This window comes from Streptomyces sp. NPDC091279, from assembly GCF_044757465.1.
Lineage (GTDB): Bacteria > Actinomycetota > Actinomycetes > Streptomycetales > Streptomycetaceae > Streptomyces.
On record NZ_JBIVVA010000002.1, the window covers coordinates 46,482 to 65,591 of the forward strand.

A 19,110-nucleotide genomic window follows, 5' to 3' on the forward strand; every position below is an offset into this window, starting at 1 on the left:
GACGACGGCGGACCGCGGATGCCGAGAAAGCCGAGAAAGCCGAGAAAAGGGGTGAGCCCCTCCCGACGGGAGGGGCTCACCCCTTTTCTCGTGTTCCGGCCGGTCAGAGGTCGGCCAGCAGCAGCGTGGGCCGCTCCACGCGGTCCGCGACATGACGCAGGAACCCGGCGGCGGAACGGCCGTCGCAGACCCGGTGGTCGAACGTGATCGACAGCTGCACGACCTTGCGGACGGCGAGCTGCCCGCCGCACACCCAGGGCTTGTCGACGATACGGCCGACGCCGAGCATCGCGGCCTCGGGAGGGTTCAGCAGCGGCGTGGAGCCGTCGACGCCGAACACCCCGTAGTTGTTGAGCGTGAACGTCCCCCCGGTCAGCGCACCCGGCCGCAGCTCGCCCGCCCGCGCCAGCGCCGTCAGCCGGGAGAGGTCCGCCGCAAGGCCCGCCGTCGACCTGGCGTGCGCCCCCCGCACGACCGGGACGAGGAGACCACGGTCCGTCTGGGCGGCGAACCCGAGGTGCACCTCACGGAAGCGGACGATCTCACCCCGCCCGGCGTCCAGCGTCGCGTTCAGCTCCGGGAACTCCCCGAGCCCGGTGACACAGATCCGGGCCAGCAGCGCCAACAGGCCGATGCCCCGGGCCGGTCGGGCCGCGCGCAGCACCTCCCTGGCCTCCAGGAGACCGGTCGCGTCCACATCGACCCAGGCGGTCGCGGTCGGCGTCCGCCCGCTCACGGCGAACTTCTCGGCCGCAGACCCCAACACGCCCCGCAGCGGCACGCGTTCGGTTCCGCCGGACCGCTCCCCGGCACCGGACGGCGCCGGGTGCGCCGCGCGGCTGATCGCCTCCTCGACGTCCCGGCGGCACACGACGCCGTGCGGGCCGCTGCCGGTGAGCAGAGCGACATCGACGCCGTGCTCCCGGGCGAACCTGCGCACCAGCGGGGAGATCACCAACGGCGCGGCCGGATCACCGGGCGGCGTCTGCCGCGCCGGGGCGGACGCGGCGCACCCGTTCGGCGTGGCCGGTGCGGCGGCACCCCGGTCGCGTCGGCGGCGGGCCGTCAGATGCTCCGTCCCGTAGCCGACCAGGACGCTGCCGCTGCCGTTCGCGCGCGGCGCGGGCACCGCAGGGCGGTCGGCGGCGGCCACCCCGACCGTCAGCAGCGGCGCCCCGACGTCGAGAACCTCACCCGCGTCGCCGTGCAGCTCCAGCACGGTCCCCGCGAACGGCACCGGCACCTCGACCGTCGCCTTCGCGGTCTCGACGTCCACGACCACCTGATCGATCGCGACCCGGTCGCCGACCGCGACCCGCCACGCGACGACCTCGGCCCCGGTGAGCCCCTCGCCGAGGTCGGGCAGTGTGAAGACCCGGGCGGGCGGTGACGTGGTCATGAGGCACTCCGGGCGAGATGGTGAACGTCGGGTTCGTCGTCGAACTGGAGCCGGCGCAGCGCGTCCACCACCCGGTCCACACCGGGCAGATACGCGTGCTCCGCCTTCGGCGGCGGATACGGGATGTCGAATCCCGCGACCCGCAGCACGGGAGCGGCCAGCGAGTGGAAGCAGCGCTCCTGCACCCGCGCCGCGATCTCGGCGCCGACCCCGGCGAACCCCTGCGCCTCCTGGACCACCACACAGCGTCCGGTCCGCCGCACCGACCTGGCCACCGTCTCGTCGTCGAACGGCACCAGCGATCTCAGGTCCACCACCTCGACGTCCAGGCCCTCCCGCGCCGCCTCGGCCGCGGAGTCGAGGGCGACCTGCACCGACGGCCCGTAGGCGACCAGCGTGGCGTCCCGCCCGGCGCGCCGGACCACCGCCCGGCCGAACGGCGCCGCACTCCGTCGTTCCAGGTCGGCGTCCTGCCGGGACCAGTAGAGCCGCTTCGGTTCGAGGAACACCACCGGGTCCGGGTCCCGCACGGCGTCCCGCAGCAGCCAGTAGGCGTCCTCGACGGTCGCCGGGCAGAGCACCTTCAGACCCGGGGTGTGTACGTAATAGGCCTCGCTGGAGTCGCTGTGGTGCTCGACGCCGCCGATCCCGCCCCCGTACGGGACCCGGACCACCACCGGCAGGGTCACCGCGCCCCGGGTGCGGTTGCGCATCTTCGCCAGGTGCGAGGCGATCTGTTCGAACGCCGGGTAGGCGAAGGCGTCGAACTGCATCTCCACGACCGGCCGGAACCCGCCCATCGCGAGGCCGATCGCGTGTCCGACGATGCCGGACTCGGCGAGCGGTGTGTCGAAGCAGCGTTCCTCACCGAACTCCGCGGTGAGTCCGTCGGTGACGCGGAAGACACCGCCGAGCCGGCCGACGTCCTCGCCGAACACCAGCACCCGGTCGTCCGCGCGCAACTCGTCCCGCAGCGCCGCGTTCAGGGCCCGCGCCAGGGTGGGGGTCTCAGCCATGACTGCTCTCCGTGTCCGCCGACTCGGCCGCGAGGCGGGCGCGCTGCTCCACCAACTGGGCGGTGGGCTCGGCGTAGACGTGCGCGAACAGGTCGAGCGGGTCGGGGCGCACGTCGACGTCCATCCGGGCGCGCAGGTCCGCCGCCAGCTCCTCGGCGTCCGCCCGCGCGGCCTCGACGTCCCGTTCGGTGAGCAGTCCCCGGCCCAGCAGATAGGTCTCCAGGCGCCGCAACGGGTCTGCCGCGAGCCAGCGTCGTACCTCGTCGTCGTCCCGGTAGCGGCCCGGGTCGTCGGCGTTGGTGTGCCCGTCCACCCGGTAGGTGTGCGCCTCCACCAGGAAGGGCCCCTGTCCGGCGCGGGCGTGGTCGACGGCCGTGGTCAGCACCGCCGTGACGGCCACCAGGTCGTTGCCGTCGACCTGTTCGGAGGGCACCCCGTAGCCGACCCCCTTGTAGGCTAGGGCCGGGGCCGCGCTCTGCCGGGCGAGCGGCACGGAGATCGCGTACCGGTTGTTCTGGATGAGGAAGACCACCGGGGCCCGGAAGACGGCGGCGAAGTTCAACGCCTCGTGGAAGTCGCCCTCGCTGGTCCCGCCGTCCCCGACCAGCGCCAGCACCACCCCGCCCGCGCCCTTGCGGCGCAGGGCGTCCGCCATGCCGGTGGCGTGCGGGAGATGCGTGGCGAGCGGCGTGCACGGCGGCGCCACCCGGACCGCCGGGGGATCAAAACCGCAGTGCCGGTCCCCGCGCAGCAGGGTCAGCGCCTGCACCGGGTCCACCCCCCGGGTCACCATCGCGACCGTGTCCCGGTAGGTGGGGAAGAGCCAGTCGCCCTCCCGCAGCGCGAGCGCCCCGGCGATCTGGCAGGCCTCCTGGCCCCGGCTCGACGGATAGACGGCGAGCCGCCCCTGCCGGCTCAGCGCGGTGGCCTGCTGGTCGAAACGCCGGCCCCGGACCATCAGCCGGTACGCCTCGCGCAGCCGCTCACCCGGCGGCTCGGCGTGACCCGCCGGGGCGGCCGAGGCCGCCGTACCGGCCTCGGTGACGAACTGCACGGGGACGGCCGAGGGCAGCAGGGCCTGCGCCGGGGGTCGTCCGTCTTGCACGGACTCGGCAACCATGGCGGGCATGAGGACGGACTCGCTTTCTTCGCGGGCGGCGCGGATCGGTGCGGGGTGGCGGCGTCAGGCGGGCGCGGACGTGCCGGCGGCCGGTCCGGCCGCGGGCCCGGCGGCCGCGGGCGCCTTCCGGCCGAGCCAGGTGCGCTCCAGCTTCGCCACCACATCGGGGCTGTGCATCCGCGCGGACTGCTCCAGCGCGTACCGGCTCAGGTAACTCCGGAACATGTCGTCGGACTCCTCGTGCAGGTGGAGCATGCGCCGGTTGGCGGGGACGGCCGCGTCCGCGAGCCGCTCGGCGGCCGCCGCCGTGGCGGTGCCGACCGCCTCGGGCGCCACCACCTCGTCGCACAGGTCGCGGGCCTCCGGGTCGGTCGCCGCGACCCGCTCGCCGAAGAAGATCAGCCGGTGCGCCTGACGCCGCCCCACCACCCGGGCGAGCCGCAGGTTGGCCGCGCCGGGCACGATGCCCTCGGCCAGCGCGGGCAGCGAGAAGTAGGCGTCGGCGCCCGCGATCACCCGGTCCAGGACCAGCGCGACCTGGGCGGCCCCGCCGATCGCGAACGTGTCGACGGCACCGATCCACGGCTTGCCGCCGCGCGGGCCGAACGGGTCGTCCGCCAGGCCGTGATCGAGGCCGTGGACCAGCTTGCGGATGTAGCCCAGCTCGCGGCGGAGCATGAAGTCGACGAAGCCGATCTTCCCCGTGTAGAGGTGGGTCAGATTGATCCCGGCACCGAAGGCACGGCGACCGCTGTACCGGGGGTGGGACAGGACGCCGCCGCGCAGCACACCGACGGTCACCTCGTCGTCGAGCAGCGCCAGATCCACGGCGGTCTCCAGGGCCTCGACCACCGCGTCGTCCTCGGCGTTGAGCACGCCCTGATTGCAGATGGTCACCTCGGCCACACCTCCGTCCCGGCGCACGACGGCCTCCCCGAGATCCACGTGCCCCGCCGCGCGGAACTCGGGCAGCAGGGCCAGCGCGCGCGCCGTCGGCGCCAGCATCGAGCGCATCAGATGCTCGCCGGTGTCCCGTCCGTGCAGGACGTGCGCGAAGAAGATGCCCTGATCCACCTCGCCGCTCGACTTCTCGGCCTGGGTGAGCCGCCGGTCGGCGTCGATCCGGGCCCGGGTGGGCACCAGTCCCGGGCAGATCTCCGCCGCCGCGAACGCCAGCTCGTCCAGCCTCGGGCGCCGGGCGCGGCCGTCGGTCAGCTCGTCGTGGACGCGCGCGGTGTGCAGGGTCAGGAAACGGTGCCTGGCCCGCCGCGCCGCCTCCTCGACGTGCCCGGCACGCTCACGCTGCGCGGGGGAACGCTCGGTGCGCGGGGGCAGGGCGGCCGTCAGCGCCTCGCAGGCCGTGACGTGGTCGCCGAGCAGCCGGGTGTCCGCCTTCCACTCCCCGGTCAGCTGCGGCGCCCGGGGTGTCCCGGGGTCCGGGGCTCCGGCCGGGTCGGGGCGTTGCCCGGGCACTCGCGTCGGCATGCCTGTGGTCATGGTGTGGTGTCTCCTTCTGGGCCTTCCGGTCCTTCTGGTCCGTCTGATGCGCGGTCGCCGCCCGGGCCGGGGCGCGGGGCGAGCGCGGACCGCACGACCGCGCCGAACAGGTCACCCGAGGTGTCGTAGACCGCGTAATGGCCGCCGGGACCCCGATGCACGCCGAACTCCCCACCGGCGTACTCCCGCCAGCCCGCGACGGCCGAGGGCGCGACCACCGGGTCGTCCAGCGCCGCGAAGACCTCGACGGGGCACGCCAGCGGCGCGGCGGGCGCGGGCCGGTACCCGGCGGCCGTCCGCAGGTCGGTACGGAGGATCTGGAGCAGCCGCCGCACGAACTCCTCGTGCTGGAGGAGGACGTCGGGCACACCCCCGGTCGCCCGGAGATGCTCCACGAGCCGTTCGTGCGGCCACGTGTGGTGCGCCGCCTCGGCCGGCACATGCGGGGGACGCGCCCCGGAGATCAGCAGCGCGCGCGGCGGCGGAAGCCCCCGCTCGCGCAGGTACCGGGTCAGCGCGTAGGCGAGCAGCCCGCCGAAGCTGTGCCCGAGCAGGACGAACGGCGGCCGCAGGAACGGCAGCAGCGCCTGAGCCGTCTGCTCCGTCAGCTCCTCCAGGGTGTCCGGCATCGGATCGCCGAACCGGCTCTCCCGGCCCGGCAGTTGGACGGGGCACAGCTCCAACGGCTCCGGCAGCCGAGCCCGCCAGGCCGTGAACGCGCTCGCGCCGCTGCCCGCGTGCGGGAAGCAGAACACCCGCGTCCTGGACGGGTCGTCGGCGGGCGGGCCGAGCAGCCACGAGGCCGGGGCGGGGCTCACGCGTCACCCCGCCCGGCGTCGAGGATCTCGGCGATCCGGGCACCGGTCCGGTTGTCGAGGAGTTCGACGAGGCTCAGTGCCCGGTCGGGGAACTCCTGCCCGATCCGGACGTACAGGTCCACCAGCAGCAGCGAGTTGCCGCCCACCGCGAAGAAGTCGTCGTCCGGGCCGACCGCGCCCGCGCCCAGCGCCTCGGCCATGAGGGCGAGGACCCGCCCCCGCGTCGAGTCGAGGGGCTCCGTGTGCGGCAGGGCGCTCCCGAACTCCGGTACCGGCAGGGCCTTCCGGTCGAGCTTGCCGTTGGCCGTGAGCGGAATCGCGTCGAGCCGGACGAAGGCCGCCGGAACCATGTACGACGGCACCCGGGACGCCAGGTGCGCGCGCAACGCGGTGTCGTCGGGAACGGCGTCGCCCACCAGGTACGCGGCCAGGGCCCGGCCGCCGGGCGCCTCCTCGCAGACCAGGGTGGCCACCGCCGAGACCCCCGGGTGGGAGACCAACGCCGCGTCCACCTCGCCCAGTTCGATCCGGTAGCCCCGGATCTTGACCTGGTCGTCGCCCCGGCCCAGGAACTCCAGGTTCCCGTCCGGCAGCCAGCGGGCCAGGTCGCCGGTGCGGTAGATCCGTTCGCCCGGCGGACCGAACGGGTCGTCGAGGAACCGTTCGGCGGTCAGTTCGGGACGCCCGAGATAGCCGCGCGCCAACCCCGCACCGCCGAGCCAGAGTTGACCGGGGACCCCGATGGGCAGGGGCGTCAGGTCGTCGTCGAGCACATAGGTCCGGGTGTTGGCGATCGGCCGTCCGATGGGGATGGTGGGGCGCTCGGTGTCGGCGGGTTCGATGGGCTTCCACGTCGCGAACAGGGTGCACTCCGTGGGCCCGTAGACATGCAGGAACCGGGTGTCCCCGAGATACGGCAGCAGCCGCGCGGCGCTGGCGGGCGAGAGCACATCACCGCCCACCATCAACTGCCGCACTCGGCCCAGCTGTTCGGGGAACCGCTCGGCCGCGACATGCAGTTGCGGCGAGACCAGCAGCAGCGTCGTGACGCGGTGCCGGCGCAGCGCGGCCTCCAGCAGATCGGGGAACGGCAGCCCCGACGGCGGCAGGACCAGGGTGCCGCCGTTGAGCAGGGCGCCCCACACCTCGATGAGGGAGGCGTCGAAGGTGAGCGGCGACAGCTGCAAGTGGGCTTGGTCCGGGCCGAGTTCGAGGTAGTCGGCGCCCTTGACGAGGCGGCTCAGGGCGCGGTGCGAGACGGCGACGCCCTTGGGCTCCCCGGTGGAGCCCGACGTGTAGATGACGTAGGCGAGCTGCTCGGCGTCGCCCGCGACCACCGGGTCGGTGTCCGGCCACGCCGGTGCCGTGGCCGCCGTTGCCGTCGCCGTGGTCGCCGTGGTCGCCGTTGTGACCGTTGCCGTGGTCGGGCTGTCCGGGCCGTCGGGGCACAGGACCGTGACGGGGGTGTCCGCGAACGCCTCCCGGTGTGCGGAGTCCGTCAGCACGACGCGTGCCGAGGCGTCCCGCACCACGTACGCGAGCCGCCGCGCGGGGTGTTCGGGGTCGAGCGGCAGATAGGCACCGCCCGCCTTGAGGATGCCGAGGAGACACACGACCATCTCGACCGACCGGGGCAGACACAGGCCGACCCGGACGTCGGGGCCGACGCCCTCCGCGATCAGACGGTGGGCCAGCCGGTTGGCCCGCGCGTTGAGTTCCCCATAGGACAGGCGCACGTCCTCGTGCTCGACGGCCGTCGCGTCCGGGTCGCGCCCGGCCTGCTCCTCGAACAGCGACGCCGTGGTCCGGTCGCGGGGGAAGTCACGCGCGGTGCGGTTCCACTCGGACAGCACGAGGGACCGTTCCTCGGGCGGCAGCACGGGCAGCGCCAGGACCGGGGTGCCGGGGTTCTCCGACGCCCCGGTCAGCAGGAGGTCCAGCCTGCGCGCCAGCCGCCGCGCCGTGACCGGCTCGAACAGGTCGCTGTCGTACTCCAGGACGCCGCGCACCTCGTCGTCGCCCACCTCGAAGGCGAAGGTGAGATCGCGGGACGCGGTGCCGAGACGCAGATCGACCGGCGCGCAGGACGCGTCCGGGTAGTCCGGCACCGTGGCGGCCCTGCGCACGGCGCACTTGACCGGCACCGGCTGCCGTTCCGGGGCGCCGCACGCCCCGGTCACCCCGGCGAGCGCGCCCGGTGCAACGGCGGCGTGCGCGCGGGCCCGGACGGTCTCGGCGCGGGCCTGGGCGACCAGGTCGGGCAGCGACGTCCCATCACCGACCTGGAAGCTCAGCACGACGTCGGTCTCCGGCGGCCCGGACGGACCGTCCGCGTCGGCGGCGCCGGGGCGCACCGGGACCAGCAGCGGTATCGCGCGCTGCGGGGTGTGCCGGGCGAGCAGCGCGGCCACACCGGCACACAGCGCGTCCTGGTCCCCGGCCGCCCCGGACAGCTCACGGACCCACCGGGCCGACGGGCCCGACAGGGTGAAGCGCTCCACGCCCCCGGGGCGGAACTCCCGGGGCAGCCGCGGCCGGTCCGTCGGCAGGTCGAGCACGGCACCGTCGGCCAGCAGCCGCGCCCAGTGGTCCTGGTCGGCGGCGGCCGCACTGGCATCGGGCCGGCCCGTCCCCGGCACGGCGTCGGGGACGGGCTCGCCCCGCCGGATCGCGGCGCAGGCGCGCGCGTGTGCGTGCAGCACCGCGTCGAGGGTCACCGGGTCGAACGCCGAGCGATGCGCGACGGCCAGCAGCAGAGACTCCCGGTCGCTGACGCGCAGCACCCGCACGCGCAGCAGCGGCCCGCCCCCGAGGTCGAACGGAACGGCGGCCTCCCGCACGGCGCGCTCGGTCGCCTCCTGCCGGGAGCGGACGGCCGTCTCGGCGAAGTCGGCCGCCACCGTCACCGCGCGCAGGGCCGCGCGCGCCGCCGGTACGTCGAGTTCCCCCTCGATCAGCAGACAGCGGACCACGTGGTGCGAGGGGTGCGACGGTACGGCGGGCCCGGTCCCGGGCGCGGGCGGCGCGGAGGACGATGCCAGGTGCGGCGCGGACGTCACGGTGCTCCTTCAGGGGTGAGGGTGGTGATCGGGGTCGCCGAGGGGCCGCAGTTCCGCGAGCGCGGCTCCGTCCGGTCGCAGCACCGTCCGCACGGGGAGGCTCTTGATCCCCGCGATGAACGTGGAGTGCAGATGCCGGGGCTCTCCGTCGAGGTCGATGCGTTCGAAGTTCTTGGCGATCTCCTCGAACAGGACGGTCAGGGCGAGCCGGGCGGTGTGCGCCCCGACGCAGCGGTGTGCGCCCACCCCGAACGCGATATGCCGGTTGGGGGAGCGGTCGGCGCGGAACCGGAACGGGTCGTCGAAGACGCTCTCGTCGCGGTTGGCCGAGCCCAGCCAGGCGGCGACCGGCTGCCCGGCCGGGATGGTCGTCCCGTGCATCCGCACCGGCCCCGTGGTGTGCCGCAGCGCGTGGTTGGCCGGTGAGGACCAGCGCAGGATCTCCTCCACGAGCGAGGCGGTGTCGCCGCTCTCACGCCACCGGGCGTACTCGGCCGGGTTCTCCAGGAGGGCGAGCAGGCCCGCGCTGGCCGCGTGGGAGGTGGTGACGGTCGCGCCGATCAGGAGGCTGTAGGCGTTGAGGATCACCTCTTCGCGGGTGAGCGGTTCGCCCTCGTCCGACCTGGCCCGCAGCAGCGCCCCGATGAGGTCGTCGGCGTCCGCGCGGCCGGGCCGGGACACCTCGCGGTGGAAGAAGAGGAAGATCTCGGAGTGGGCCCGGCTGAGCACGTCGGGCTGGTCGCCGCCGTCGCCGGAACCGGCGTAGTCGGGGTCCGACTCGGCGACGGCCGCGTAGGTGAAGTGCTTGAGGTGGCCCCAGGACGTCTCGGGGATGCCGAGCAGGAGACCGGCGATCGCGATGGGATAGAACGTCGCCTGCGCCGCGAAGTCCCACGCGTCCTGGCGGGCACCGGCGCTGAGCAGCCGTCGGGCGAGTTCCCTGAGCGCGGGTTCGAGCGCGTGCACCGACTGCTTGCTCAGCCGGGGGCTCAGCGGTTCCTTCAGCCGCTTGTGCTGCGGCGGGTCGGTGACCGCGAGCATCTTGCCGCCCGCGACGTCCGTCTGGCCCAGGGTGGTGAGGATGTTGCCCCGGGCGGCGGTGAACTCGTCGTGCCGGGACAGCACCCGGGAGACGTCCTCGTACCGGACCAGCGCCCAGAACTCCGGCTTCCCGGCGTGCGGGCACTGGCGGTGCACGGGGTCGCCCTGGCGCAGCGCGGCCCATACCGGGTGCGGGTCCCCGGTGCCGAAGTAGTGCGGGTCGGACAGATCGGGTCCTGGCTCGCCCGCCATGCCGGAACAGTCGGGGGCGCCGTCGGTGATGCGCATGGAGGGGGCTTTCTTTCTTCGAGAGGTGAGATCGGTCGCTGTTCGCTCAGGAATCCCGGACCGGGGCCGGCCACGGGACGGGCCACGGGGCCGCCTAGAGGGCTCCCATCCAGAGCAGACCGGCCAAGCGGGCGGCCTCCTCCTCGTCCGCCTCGACGAGGGGCTTGTCGGACAGCTCACGCGTCGTGTCCTCCGTCGCCGCAGGTTCCTCCGCCCCGGCCAGCGCGGCGAGGTTGGCGATGGTCCGGTGCTGGAAGATGTCACGCGGGGTGAGGTGGAGGCCTGCGGTGCGGGCGCGGGCGACGAGTTGGATGGAGATGATGGAGTCGCCGCCGAGGTCGAAGAAGCTGTCGTGGACGCCGACGCTCTCCAGACCGAGGAGTTGGGTGAACAGCCCGGCAAGAGCCTGCTCGGTGTCGGTGCTGGGGGCGTGGTCGTGGGCGTGGGTGGTGAAGGTGGGTGCGGGCAGGGCTTTGTGGTCGACCTTGCCGTTGGCGTTCACGGGGAAGGCGTCGAGGATGAGAACGGCGGCGGGGACCATGTACGCGGGCAGGGCCTCGCCGGTGTACGCCCGCAACTCGGCGGGTTCCACCGGCACTTCGCTGTCCACGGTGACGTAGGCGACCAACTGCTTGCCCCCGGCCGTGTCTTCACGCACGGCGACGACAGCGTCAGTGACGGCGGGGTGGGTGGCCAACGCGGCCTCGATCTCCCCGAGTTCGATACGGAAGCCGCGCAGTTTGGTCTGCTGGTCCCCGCGTCCGACGAAGGCGAGGCTGCCGTTCGGGTTCCAGGAGACGAGGTCGCCGGTCCGGTACATCCGCGCGCCGGGTTCCCCGAACGGGCACGCGACGAACCGCTCACCCGTCAGCCCGGGCCGCCCGTGATACCCACGCGCCAGACCGGCACCGCCGATGTACAACTCGCCGATCACCCCGGGAGGCACCGGCCGCAGGAACCCGTCCAGCACATACATCCGCGTGTTGTCCATCGCCCCGCCCACCGGCACCGGCCCACCGGTCAGGTCGGGTTCCCGTAGCTCCTGGAGCGTGGTCAGCACGGTGTTCTCGGTCGGGCCGTAGCTGATGAACACGCGGGTGCCGGGGCTGTGTCGGCGGATGCGGGCGACCGCGCTCGGGGACACCACGTCACCGCCGGTCAGGATCTCCCGCACCCCGGTGAAGCACTCCGGGCGCTCCTCGGCCAGCACCCGCAGCAGACCCGACGGCGGCAACGCCGTGGTCACCGCGTGCCGGGTGACGAGTTCCTCGATCTCGGCGCCCGACAGGACCCCGTCCGGCGCCACCACCACCGCGCCGCCCCGCAGCAACGCCACCCACAGCTCGGCCGTGGAGGCGTCGAAGGCGTAGGAGGCCGCCAGCAGGAACCGGCCCCGGTCGAAGTCGTCGTAGTGCCGGTCATGGACCATGGCCGCGACGGAACGGTGGCTGATCGCCACGCCCTTGGCCACCCCGGTCGAACCCGATGTGAACATCACGTGCGTCAGGCGGTCGGGGTGCCCAGGGGCCACGGCGACGGCACCGAGCGGCCCGCTCTGCGCCTCGGCAACGTCGACCACCACGAGACCGGCGTCCCCGGACTCCCCGCGCGCGGCTTCCTCCGCCTCACCGGCATGCGCCGCGTCGGTCAGCACGACCCGGCATCCGGTCTCCGCCAGCACCAACCGCCGCCGCACCAAGGGGTATCGGGAGTCCAGCGGAGCGTAGAAGCCGCCCGACTTCACCACACCGAGGAGCCCCACGACGAGGTCCGCCGAACGCCCCATCAGCACACCCACGCCGACCTCGGGCCCCACCCCCAGCCCAGCGAGCCGCGCGGCAACCCGCCCCGCCCGCTCGTCCAACTCCCGGTAGGAGAACTCCCGTTCCCCCTCCACCAACGCCACCGCATCCGGGGACGCCTTCACCCGCTCCCCGAACAACACCGCCAAGTCCGCATCCGGCACCTCAACCTCGGCACCCTGCCACGCGTCCAGCACCAACGCCCGCTCACCGGCCGACAGCACCTCCACCCGGCCCACCAACACCCCGGGATCAGCCGCGAACTTCTCCAGCAGCAGCCTCAACCGCTCACCCAGCGCCGCCACTTCATCCCGGCCGAACGCGTCCGACCGGTAACTCAGCTCGAACCGCAGGGAGTCACCCGGGAGCGCGGTCAGGGCCAGCGGGTAGTGCGTGCCGCCGATGGCGTCGTCAGCCCGGTCGACGGGGGTGATCCGCAGGGCGCTGTGCTCCGCGGCCGGGCTCCTGGTGCCCCTGACGGTCGACAGGTTCTGGAAGACGGTGGTGGTGTCGAAGAGTTCACTGTGCCCGGCGAGCCGCTGGATGTCGGCCAGCCCGAGGTACTGGTGCGGCTGGAGCGCGCTCTGCTCGTCCTGGACGCGGGCCAGCAGCCCGGCGAAGGTCTCCGTGGGGTCGATCCGCACCCGCACCGGGACGGTGTTGATGAACAGACCGATCATCGACTCGACCTGGGGCAGATCGGCGGGACGGCCCGCCACCGTCGCACCGAAGACGACGTCCTGACGCCCCGTCACCCCGGCCAGCAGCAGCGCCCAGGCGCCCTGCACCACGGTGTTGAGGGTGAGGCCGTGCCGCTGCGCCGCCTCCGTGAGCCGCGCGGTGACGTCCGGGGTGAGGGCCGTGTCGAGTTGCCGGGGCGCGGTCGGCGTCCTGTCGAGCGCCTTCCTCGGCGCGAGCAGCGTGGGCTCTTCGAGCCCGGCCAGCGCCCGCTGCCACGCCTGCCCGGCGCCGTCCCGGTCCTGACGGGCGAGCCAGCGCAGATAGTCGCGGAACGGGACGACCGGCCGCAGCCCGCCGCCGCTGCCGCCCCGCGCGTAGAGGTCGAGCAGATCGTTCAGGACCAGCGGCAGCGACCAGCCGTCCCACAGGATGTGGTGGGCGCTCAGGACGACCACATGCCGGTCGGCCGTGAGCCGGATCAGGGTCAGCCGGAGCAGGGGAGCGGCGGACATCTCGAAGCGCCGCAGCCGGTCGGCCCCGAGCAGCCGCCGCACCTCGGCCCGCTGCTCCGGGCCCGCGAGATGGCTCAGGTCGATCTCCGTCCAGGGCAGCCGCGCGCGGTCCATGACGACCTGGACCGCCCGGCCCGAGGCCGTCTGCCGGAAGTGGGCGCGGAGGTTGGCGTGCCGCGCCACCAGGCTCTCGCCCGCCGCCCGCAGGACGTCCGCGTCGAGCGCTCCGGCGACCTCGAACGCCGTCTGCATGGTGTAGACGTCGAGGGCCTCCGGGTCGTAGAGGGCGTGGAAGAGCAGGCCCTCCTGGAGCGGGGAGAGCGGCAGCACCTCCTCGACGGCCCCTCCGCCCGGCCGGTCGCCGCCGCTGTCCAGGTCGCGCCGCTCCTCGTCGGTGAGCGTCAGCAACGGGGCCTGGCCTGCGGTGTCGGCCGGTTCGTCGCCCCGGGCGCGGGCGAGGTGCGCCAGCGCCGCGACGGTCTTGTGCTGGAAGACCTCACGGGGGGTGAGGACCAGTCCCGCCCGGCGGGCGCGGGCCACGAGCTGGATGGAGGTGATCGAGTCGCCGCCCAGCGTGAAGAAACTGTCGTCGACACCGACGCGTTCGACGCCGAGCAGGGCGGCGTACAGGTCGGCGAGGGTGCGTTCGGCCTCGGTGCGGGGCGCTCGATGGGTGGCGGCGGCCGTGAAGTCGACGGCGGGCAGGGCCTTCTGGTCGACCTTGCCGTTGGCGCTCAACGGCAGCGCGGCCAGGACCAGCACGGCCGCCGGAACCAGGTGCTCGGGCAGCTGGGCGGCGAGGTGGTCCCGCAGCGCGGCGGGGTCGGGCGGGGAGTCCGGGCGGGCGGACGTGACATAGGCGACGAGGTGCTTGACCCCGGGCGCGTCCTCGCGGGCGACGACGACGACCTCGCCCACCTCCGGATGGGCGGCGAGGCTCGCCTCGATCTCGCCGGGCTCGACCCGGTAGCCGCGGATCTTGACCTGGTCGTCGGCGCGGCCGACGAAGGCGAGGGTGCCGTCCGCACGTCGGCGGACGATGTCCCCGGTGCGGTACATCCGCTCACCCGGCACCCCGAGGGGACAGGCCACGAACCGCTCGGCGGTCGGGCCCGGACGCCGGTGATAGCCACGCCCCAGACCGGCTCCCGCGACGTACAGCTCACCCGCCACACCGACCGGGACCGGGCGCAGCCAGCCGTCGAGGACATACGCCCGCGTGTGGTCCAGCGGCCGGCCGATCGGCACCGGCTCGACGACACCGGCCGGTGACCTCATCGGCAGGCAGGTCGCGAAGACGGTGGTCTCCGTCGGGCCGTAGCCGTTGACGACGACGGTGTCCGGGCAGGCCTCCAGGACCTTGCGCACGGCCGCCGCGGGCACCTTGTCCCCACCGGTCCACACCTCGCGCAGTCCGGCGAAGCAGCCGGGCGACTCCTCCGCGAACACCCGGAACAGGCCCGCGGTCAGCCAGACGGCACCGATCCGATGCCGGGTCACCGCCGCACGCAGCGCCTCGGCGTCCAGCGCCCCCGGCGGTGCGACGACCACCTCGCCACCGTTCAGCAGCGGCACCCACAGCTCGTAGGTCGAGGCGTCCCAGGCGTGCGAGGAGTGGAACAGCATGCGCCGGTGAGCGGCGTTCCAGACCCGGTCATGGGCCAGGTCCCGCACGTTGCGATGGGTGACGGCGACGCCCTTGGGGCGGCCGGTCGACCCCGACGTGAACATCACGTAGGCCGCCTGATCCAGGTGACGGCGCACCGGGACCCGTTGCGCCGTCCCGTCCCCGTCGGGTGTGCTCGCGGCGTCGACCACCAGGGTCGTCAGGTCCGTCAGGCCGCAGCGTGCCGGGATGTCCCGGGACGCGTGATCCGTCAGGACCACCGCCCCGCCGACCGCGTCGGCGACCCTCGGCAACTGCTCGGCCGCGGACTTCGGCTCCAACGGCGCGTAGACACCGCCCGCCTTCGTCACCGCGAGGATCGCCACGATCAGCTCCACCGAGCGTTCCATCAGGACGACCACGAGATCCTCGGGCCCCACCCCGTGCCGGACCAGACGATCGGCCAGCCGGTTCGCCCGGTCGTCGAGCTGCGCGTAGGTCAGACGTTCGTCCTCACGCACGACGGCCACCGCGTCCGGGGTACGGGCCACCTGCTCCTCGAAGAGGTCGGCAAGGGTGGCGGGCGACACGTCGAGCGGGGTGGCGTCCGCCGGGCGCGGGAGCAGCCGCCGTTCCTCGGCCGTCAGGGTCTCCAGCCGCGCCACGCGCGTGTCCGGCGCCGCCGCGAAGGTCTCCAGGAGCGCGTGGAGCCGCTCTCCGAACACCTCGGCCTCCGCGCGGGCGAACACATCGGGGCGGTAGCACAACGCCAGGACCAGCCGCGCGCCCGGCTCCGCGACGAGCAGCAGCGGATAGTGCGTGGCGCTGCGCCCCTGGACGGACGTGACGCGCAGCCCCGTCGCCGCCGGGCCCTCGGGGTCGTCGGCGAGCGGGTAGTTCTCGAAGACGGTGGAGGTGTCGAACAGGTCGCCGAGCCCGACCGTGCGCTGGATGTCGGAGAGCCGCACGTACTGGAACGACTGGAGCGCGGTCTGCTCGTCCTGGATACGGGCCAGGAGCCCCGCGAAGGTCTCGGCGGGGTCCAGCCGCGCCCGGACCGGGACGGTGTTGACGAAGAGCCCGATCATGTCCTCCACACCGGGCAGCTCGGGCGGCCGGCCGGCGACCGTCCCGCCGAAGACCACGTCCTGACGTCCGGTCAGCCCGGCCAGCAGCAGCGCCCACGCGCCCTGAACGACGGTGTTGAGGGTCAGACCGAGGCCCCGTGCCGTCCGGGTGAGCCGCGCGGTGAGGTCCTCGGACAGTTCGACGCGGGCCCGTTCCGGGACGAGCGGGGCGCGGTCGGCGTCGGCGGGGGCGAGCAGGGTGGGCTCTTCGAGTCCGCGCAGGGCCCGCTGCCAGGCCGCGACGGCCGCGTCCTGGTCCTGACGGGTGAGCCAGCGCAGATAGTCGCGGAACGGGACGACCGGGCGCAGGCCCGTGGGGTCGCCGTCCTGGGCGTAGAGCGTGAACAGCTCGTCCAGGACCAGCGGCATCGACCAGCCGTCCCACAGGATGTGATGCACGTTCAGGACGAGCAGCTGCCGGTCGGCCGCGAGGCGGACCAGGGTCAGGCGCAGCAGGGGCGGGCGGGCCATGTCGAAGCGGCGTGCCCGGTCCTCCGCGAGGACCCGCTCGACCTCCGCGTCCTGCCGCCCCGTCCCGGCCAGATGACGCAGGTCGACCTCGGCGCACGGCAGCTTGACGGCGGGCGCGATCACCTGGACCGCCCGCCCCGAGGCCGCCTGCCGAAAGCCCGCCCGGAGGTTGGCGTGCCGTGCCAGCAGCCCCTGGCCCGCCGCCCGCAGCACGTCCAGGTCGACCGGCCCGGCCACCTCGAACGCCAACTGCATGGTGTAGACGTCGAGGGCCTCCGGGTCGTAGAGGGCGTGGAAGAGCAGACCCTCCTGGAGCGGGGACAGCGGCAGGATGTCCTGGATCTTCGCGTTGCTCACAGCACGTCACTCCGTTGATTTCGACAAGATCCACCTCGGTGCGGCGGGGACGCGCGAGGCGGCAGAGACAACTCGCCCGCACCGGCGCTGCCCTGCGGTGCGAGCGAACGGACCGGCGCGCGGCGGTCCCGGCTACGCCTGTGACATCGCGCGGGCGAGACTCGCCGGCCGCATGTCCGTCCAGTGGGTCTCCACGAAGTCGAGGCAGGCGCCACGGCCGTCCGGCCCGTGCGCGATGGTCCACCCCGCCGGAACGTCGGCGAACGACGGCCAGATCGAGTGCTGGTTCTCGTCGTTGACGAGGACCAGGAAGGTGCCGTTCTCGTCCTCAAAGGGGTTGGACACGGGGGTTCCTCGTTCCATGAGTGCGGTGCCGGAAGGGCCGTGCGGAGGGTCGGGAAGGGGGCGGCAGGGGGCTCCCACTCCGGTCGCGCGTGCCGCGGTCCGATCGTGCCGTCAGTGTTTCCCGACCGGCCGCACCGGTGGAACTGCATGGATTGACGGTTCCGCGACGGGGAGGGCCGTCTCGAAGGCCGGGACGGAAATTGAGCCCCGCCCTACAGCACCTGCGGGTTTCCCCCTGACCATCGATTCCTGTGGAAATCCCATGCCGTTCTTTCGCGTACGATCCGGACCCCTGCCGCGGAAGTCACAGGGCTCCACCGGGTTGAGGATGGTGATGAAGTGGTAAGAATTATTTACCTCGGGCGCCGCTGCGTCGCCCTTCGGTTTAATCTGTGAGATAGATCGCCGTAATTTACCCGTTATTCACACCTGCCACATTGCGGAACCGGTGGCCGGATATGTACGTTCTCCCCAACAAGGCTTCGGAATGACGGGGGATTCTGCTGTTGTTCCGTCGCGGCCTGGTTCCCTTGAGGGGGCTGGATATCCGGTCTCTCTCACGGGGGGAGCCGGTCACGAGAAGGGCTTCGTATGCTGCTGAGCGGCGGTCTGGTGGATGCGCGGGAGAAGGAACGCCACTATCACTCGTGCGAGACACAGGATGTTCTCAAGCATTCCGTCAGTAAATGGATGGCGGGCAGTGCCGAAGGTGCGGTCCAATGGGCGATGCGCGCCGTGCTCCAGGGCTGCCGGATCGATTCCGGCTGCTACTGGGCCGAGGCCTCCACCACCTGGCTTTCCGCGCTCTTCAGCGGTCTGCGGGACGCGGAGTCGGCGGAATCGCTCATCAGGGAAGCCCGGCGGCGAATCGAAAGCAGCCGGAACAAGGAACTCCAGAATTCCCTGATGCTGATGCAGGCCTATTCCCGGTACTGCCAGGGTCGGCAGGCGCAGGCATCCGTTCTGGCCGCGACCGGTCTCGCGGCGCTCGAAGAGCAGTCGGTGAGCCAGACCGTCGCGTTCGGCGTCGCCGTCATGGCCGTGTCCGCGTTCCGCAGGGCGGATATCCGTGAAGCCTCCCGATGCGATGAGCAGTTGCAGGAGAATCTGCTCATCAATCACTACTGCTTCGCCTACGGTCCGGTGGTCTGGACCCACCTCCAGCTCATCGAGGCGAAGCACGGGGCGGCGCGTGCCGCAGCGCTCGCGCGGCAGTTCTCGGCCCCCGGCCCCGGCCGGACCGCCCTGCTGCTCTCCGAACCGGCCGCGGCCTCCTGGCTGGTGCGGTTGCTGCTCAAGGAGAACAACCGGACCGCCGCCGAGGCGGTGACGGCGGCCGCCGAGGAATTCGCCGCGCTCTCACCGCGGTTTCCCTCGCTGACCGCGGCGGCGCATCACGCGCGTGGCCTCCTCGACGCCGATGTGGAGCAGTTGCGGGACGCGGTCTGCCAGCACCGCGACACCTGGGCGAAGGCCTCGGCGCTGGAGGATCTGGCCGTGCTGCTGGCCCAGCGCGGCCAGCCGGACCACCAGCTCACCGAGACACTGGAGCGGGCCGCGGAGGCGTACGAGTCCGCTCAGGCCTCCCGGGACTGCGCGCGGGTCAAGCGGCGGATGCGGACCTCCGGACGCGCCCGGCGCCATGTGCGCTGGCGGGACGGCCGCACCGACGAGCCGCAGAACCCGGCGGGCGAACTCGGCCTGACCGAGAGCGAACACAAGGTCGCCAGCCTGGTCGCCCAGGGATTCACCAACGCCCAGGTCGCCCATCAGCTCTTTCTCTCCAAGCACACCGTCGCTTTCCACCTGCGGAAAATCTTCAAGAAGCTCGACGTCGAATCACGCGCGGAATTGATGTGCATGTGGCACGAGAACTCACGCCGGACAGCCTGACAACGATGTCGCGCCGCTCACGGCCCCGGCCCCCGGCGCGGTGAGAGGAGGAGGGACAGGGCGACGGAACGTCCTGTC

Annotated in this window: 10 protein-coding genes; 1 reads left to right on the top strand and 9 read right to left on the bottom strand. The window is 73.2% G+C overall.

Annotation, left to right across the window (positions count from 1 at the left end):
• Window positions 1–103: 103 nt before the first annotated feature.
• The 9 genes from ACIQOU_RS04140 to ACIQOU_RS04180 form a co-directional block, all read right to left on the bottom strand.
• The gene (locus tag ACIQOU_RS04140) at window positions 104–1,399 is read right to left on the bottom strand and encodes a dihydrolipoamide acetyltransferase family protein (protein WP_401533708.1); all 1,296 of its coding nucleotides are present in this window, start codon (window positions 1,397–1,399) and stop codon (window positions 104–106) included.
• Complete coding sequence (locus ACIQOU_RS04145; protein ID WP_401533710.1) at window positions 1,396–2,415, bottom strand: alpha-ketoacid dehydrogenase subunit beta; 1,020 nt, start codon at window positions 2,413–2,415, stop codon at window positions 1,396–1,398. Before ACIQOU_RS04145 ends, ACIQOU_RS04140 begins: the two co-directional genes overlap by 4 nt.
• A complete protein-coding gene (gene pdhA / locus ACIQOU_RS04150; protein ID WP_401533713.1) occupies window positions 2,408–3,544 on the bottom strand; it encodes a pyruvate dehydrogenase (acetyl-transferring) E1 component subunit alpha in 1,137 nt (378 codons plus the stop codon). Before pdhA ends, ACIQOU_RS04145 begins: the two co-directional genes overlap by 8 nt.
• Before the next feature lie 54 nt (window positions 3,545–3,598).
• Complete coding sequence (locus ACIQOU_RS04155) at window positions 3,599–5,032, bottom strand: enoyl-CoA hydratase/isomerase family protein (RefSeq protein WP_401533715.1); 1,434 nt, start codon at window positions 5,030–5,032, stop codon at window positions 3,599–3,601.
• Complete coding sequence (locus ACIQOU_RS04160; protein ID WP_401533717.1) at window positions 5,029–5,850, bottom strand: thioesterase II family protein; 822 nt, start codon at window positions 5,848–5,850, stop codon at window positions 5,029–5,031. Before ACIQOU_RS04160 ends, ACIQOU_RS04155 begins: the two co-directional genes overlap by 4 nt.
• Window positions 5,847–8,909 (bottom strand): amino acid adenylation domain-containing protein, encoded by a 3,063-nt coding sequence (locus tag ACIQOU_RS04165; protein ID WP_401533719.1) that lies wholly within the window; start codon window positions 8,907–8,909, stop codon window positions 5,847–5,849. Before ACIQOU_RS04165 ends, ACIQOU_RS04160 begins: the two co-directional genes overlap by 4 nt.
• Before the next feature lie 9 nt (window positions 8,910–8,918).
• On the bottom strand, window positions 8,919–10,238 hold the full coding sequence (locus ACIQOU_RS04170; RefSeq protein WP_401533721.1) for a cytochrome P450: 1,320 nt from the start codon (window positions 10,236–10,238) through the stop codon (window positions 8,919–8,921).
• Between the two features lie 94 nt (window positions 10,239–10,332).
• On the bottom strand, window positions 10,333–16,794 hold the full coding sequence (locus ACIQOU_RS04175) for an amino acid adenylation domain-containing protein (RefSeq protein ID WP_401533723.1): 6,462 nt from the start codon (window positions 16,792–16,794) through the stop codon (window positions 10,333–10,335).
• A 132-nt stretch (window positions 16,795–16,926) separates the two neighbouring features.
• A complete protein-coding gene (locus tag ACIQOU_RS04180) occupies window positions 16,927–17,139 on the bottom strand; it encodes an MbtH family protein (RefSeq protein ID WP_401533724.1) in 213 nt (70 codons plus the stop codon).
• A gap of 591 nt (window positions 17,140–17,730) precedes the next feature.
• Here ACIQOU_RS04180 and ACIQOU_RS04185 point away from each other — a divergent pair.
• Window positions 17,731–19,032, top strand: a complete 1,302-nt coding sequence (locus ACIQOU_RS04185; RefSeq protein ID WP_401533725.1) for a response regulator transcription factor — start codon at window positions 17,731–17,733, stop codon at window positions 19,030–19,032.
• Window positions 19,033–19,110 lie beyond the last annotated feature (78 nt).